Annotated in this window: 2 protein-coding genes; both read right to left on the bottom strand. The window is 71.6% G+C overall.

Going from position 1 to position 4,442, the window contains the following annotated elements; translation table 11 throughout:
• Positions 1 to 1,015, bottom strand: a 1,015-nt coding sequence (locus D471_RS33105; protein WP_017597668.1) for a hypothetical protein, incomplete at its 3' end; no start/stop codon positions are given.
• A 785-nt stretch (positions 1,016 to 1,800) separates the two neighbouring features.
• A partial coding sequence (locus tag D471_RS0105290) for an ATP-binding protein (protein WP_017597666.1) occupies positions 1,801 to 4,442 on the bottom strand: 2,642 nt, incomplete at its 5' end.

Here is a 4,442-nt window from a genome sequence, read left to right as displayed (position 1 = left end):
GGTCGGTGTCCAGCCTCGGCACCGACCGGCCGAGCAGGTCGCTGTGCGAGGCGGGGACCACGTCCTCGCTCGGGAAGGCCGCGAGCAGGACGGGGCGTCCCGCCGCCGCGGCGTAGTAACTCACCGAGCCGTGGTCGCCGATGACCAGGTCGGCGGCGACCACAGCCGCCTGCCAGCCGTTCTCCGGGGGCAGCAGCAGGGCGCCGTGGCGTTCGGCGCCGCTCAGCCACGCCCGTACCTGGCGGCGTCCGTGCCACTCCCAGATCCCGGGGTGCGGGGCGGCCACGACACGGGCGTCGTGTGGGGCGAGTTCGGCGCTGAGCCGGGCCGGGAGGTCGTGGTGGCGTCCGAGCAGCGAGTGGGGCCGCCAGGTGGAGGACAGCAGCACCAGGGTCTGCCCGTCGCCGACGCCCAACGCCCGCCGGTAGGCGTCACGCCGGGACAGACCGGCGAGGATCCGGTCGAAGGAGGGGTCACCGACCACGTGCGCGGCCGGTGCGGCGGCGGGAGCGACGCGCGCCAGGACCTCACGTACCCGCTCGTGCGGGACGCCGATCATGGCGGGGATGACCCGGCCGCGCGTGACCAGGCCCGCCTCGGTCCGCGACAGGTCGCGCGTGGCAGTGGCCCCGTGGCCCCGCCGCCGGGGGCGGATCTTGCCGGGACCGGCCCCGTGCTCGAGGGTCAGCACGGGCGCGTGCAGCTGTTCGAGCCCGCCCAGGCTCGCCGCGATCGCCAGATCGAACTCGTGGGCGGTCGCCTGCTCCCAGTCGAGCACGACGGCGTCGAGCCCGCGCACGTACCGGGCCGCGCCACCGGCGAGCGGGGAGGTCGGGGGGACGGTGAAGACCACCTGCACGCGCGGGTCGGGTTCGACGAGGGGAAGGACGTCGGCCAGACGGGTGGCCGCGGTCAGGTGGTGGGCGACCGCCAGGACGGTTCGTTCGGTGCGCAGGGTGGCCTGGGAACGGGCGCCGGGCCCGAACGGCCCGGTCCGCCATCGGATGTCGGTCATCCGTGCTCCTCTCCGAAGAGGTCGGAACACGAGCGTCGCCCGCGGGACGTGACGAACCGCCTGCAGGGGACCTGACACCGGCCTGCGAACCGCATGACGGATCGCCTGCGCCCCGGCCCTCCAGAAGGGGCCCTCCGGGGCGGTGCCAGCCGACGGGCGCGCCGCGCGGGCCGCCGCCGCGGAGCTCCCCGGCGTCGACCCCGAGCTCGAAGGCGTCCCACTCGGCCCCGGTACAGGTGAGGGCGGGGCCCGGACACGGGCGACCCCGACGAGATCGGCGGCACACCCATCCGCCCCTACGTGTCAGGCGTGTGTTCGTGCCCCCACCCCGGTATCCCGAGGGCGACCTCCTGGCCGCGCTGACGAGCCGGCCGCCGGACGACCTGGGTGAACTCGCTGCGGTGATCCGTACCCGCCTCGACACCATCGGTTGGGGCGGTTCGTCCTCGCCGGCCGGGCGGCGTCCACCATGAGCGCTGCCCGGCCGACCGGGCTGTCGGAGCTCCGACGAGGAGCGGGGCGTGCCTCACACGGGAAGTCCCGTGAGTGCGTCGACCACCGCCGGTGCCGCACTCAGACCGAACTCCAGGAAGCGAAACCATCCTTCGGCCGAGACGGTGACGAGTGCGGTGGCGAACGGGACCGGCGTCATTGTCGATCTTTCTGTCGAACGGTTCGGGTGGCGGCCAGGGGCAGACGGCCTGGAGGTCCTTGCGCACAAGGAACGGCCGGAGCCTCTGTGGGCTCCGACCGAGCAGCATCCTAGGGGTATTTGTTCGGGTACGTCAGCGATCGACGAAACTGCTCATAACCGCCAGTTCAGAGCGGATCTCGGCTATTTCGTAGGGGTCGAGAAGCCCGAGCACCGGATTGGGGCCGTCGTGTCCGCCCGTACGGTTCGGGAGCAGGTCGGAGGAGAGCAGCGCCTGAGCCTGGCCTCGCAGGGTTCCCGTCACACGTGCCTCGGCCAGGGATCTTTCGTACATCCGTTCCGCCAACTCCACGGCCCCCGACGTGAGGTGGGCGTGCCCGAGTTCGAGCAGGACCTCGTGTAGCTGGGTGGAGCGGGTGCGTGTCGCGCACTCCAGCGCTTGTTCCAGGTAGAACAGAGCGTCCGCCGATCGCCCTAGGCGTGTCAGAGCGTGCCCGATGTTGACCAGCGCCATAGTCTCCCCGTCCCGTTCTCCCACCTGTCGGAAAGCCTCCAGCGCGGTTCGTGAGTGCTCCAGCGCTCCCTCCACGTCGTTCCGCGCCCGACAGATCTCCCCGAGGTTGAGTGTCGCGCCACCGACGAGGCGACGCTCCCCGGACACCTCGAAGTAGGCACTCGCCTCCTCGATGAGCCGGACCGCCTCCGTGATGTGCCCGAGGTATCGGTAGGGACCCGCGAGATCGCCCTTGCTCCGTGCCATGCCCCGTAGGTTGCCGATCTGTCCGTAGTACTCCAACGCTTCCAGCAGATGGACGACAGCGGTGTGCTGGCATCCCATCTCACGGGCGCAGTTGCCGAGGCCGTTCAGGGCGTCGGCCATGCCCGCACGGTTGTCGGCCGCCCCGGCCATCTCCAGCGCTTGCTGGTGCAGTCGCTCGGACTCGGCGTACCGCCCCTCCAGATAGAGGATGGTTCCCAGTTCGTTGAGCGTGATCGAGCTGCCCAGGGAGTCTCCGACCAGAGTCCACAGCCGATGCGCCTCGGTCACCGACGCGTGGGCCTCCTCCGTCCGTCCCAGTCGCCACTGCGCCTGGCCCAGGTCATACAGGGCGTGCGCAGTGCCATGCGGGTCTCGGGGGCCCCGGATGAGCACGGCCCGCTCGTGGGCGGCGGCCGCGTCCTCCCACCCGACGGAGGCGTCCAACAGCGCGGCGCAGGCGTGCGCGATGTCGGCCTCGGCCGCCTCGAACCCTCCGTGCGTCCGTCCCCAGGCCAGGATGTCGAGAACGCACTGCCGCTCACTGTCCCACCACTGGTAGGCCTCCCAGAGGGACCGCAACGGCGGCAGGTCGCAGGGTGTGTCCGGCAGGGGGCGCCGGTAGCGGTCGGGGGCGTACCGGCGGTCCGCCCGGTCACAGGAGTGGAGGTAGTACGTGAACAGCCGCTGGAGTGCGCTGTGCCGTTCGGTCACCGACAGGTCCGGGACACGTCGGGCGAAGGCGGACACCAAGCGGTGCATCCCGAACCGGCCGACCCTGGGCTCCTCGATGAGGGACGCCTCCAGGAGGCGTTCCAGGAGCGTCTCCGCCCGCGTGGCGGACACCCCCACAAGAGCGGCCGCCGCGTACACGTCGAACCGGTCGCCCGGATGCAGTGCGAGGCGGAGGAGGGCCTGCCGCAGGGCCGGTTCCAGGTCGCGGGTACTCACCTCGAACACTGACTCCAGCGAACGGTCACCCGACCGGATGTGGTCCAGTCCCTCGCACACGTCCCCGAGCCGGGCGAGCAGGTCCTCCGGGGTCCAGGCGGTGCGCGCCCGGAGCCTTCCACCCGCCAGCCGGATCCCCAGCGGGTGACCGCCACAGAACCGCGCGATCCCGACGATCGCCTCCGAGGGTTTCTGCCGTTCCAGCACGCTGAGCAGCAGGCCGGTGCTCTCCTCGTCGGAGAGCCACGACAGACGCCGTCGGCGCGCTCCGTCCAGCTCCGACAGCGCCCAGCGGCTGGTGATCAGCACGGCGCAGCCCGGTCCACCGGGGATGAGCGGCCGCACCTGCGCGATGTCGGCCGCGTCGTCGAGGACGATCAGGATCCGTGCCTCAGCGGTGTGGTCCCGCCACAGTGCCGTCAGCTCCGCCTCTGACGTGGGTTGCTGCGCTTCGTTGACGCCGAGCGTCGAGAGCAGCTCACGTAGCGCCTCCACCGGTGTCTTGCGCGGGTGCGGCTCCCCGCGACCGTGCAGCTCGACGTGGAGCCGGCCGTCGGGGAAGTGCTCGCCGAGCAGGACGGCCGCGCGCACGGCCAGCGCGGACTTACCGATCCCGGTCAGCCCGTGGATGACGTGGATGCCCGTCGCGCCTGGCGGATGGCCGAGCACGGCGGAGACCAGTTCCCCAACCTCCCGGGTACGACCGGTGAAGTCCGGCAGGTCGCGGGGCAGCGTGTTGTGCTGGCGGCGGGGTAGGGGAGCGGTGGGTTCGAGGTCGGGTTGGCGCGTCCCGGCGGGTTTGGCGCCCAGCACCTGTCGAAACGTCTGTTCGGTGGCGGGGCTCGGGTTCCTTCCCTGACCTCCGAGGTGTTCGCGCAGCCGGTGGTACGCCTCGACCGCCTCCGTCGACCGTCCACGGGCGTGCAGGCAGAGCATGAGCAGTTCGGTCAGGCGCTCGTTGGCCGGGTAGGTGTGGGTGTGGTCGACCAGGTCGTCCACGATGTCGTGGGCCCCGGTGGCCAGTCCGGTTTCGGCCCACAGCTCCACGACGCTCTGGTGCCGTGTCT

The sequence above is a fragment of the Nocardiopsis lucentensis DSM 44048 genome (genome assembly GCF_000341125.1).
GTDB classification, from domain to species: domain Bacteria; phylum Actinomycetota; class Actinomycetes; order Streptosporangiales; family Streptosporangiaceae; genus Nocardiopsis; species Nocardiopsis lucentensis.
The sequence above is the reverse complement of the archived record's forward strand: the minus strand, read 5'-3'. Positions and strand labels throughout refer to the sequence as shown.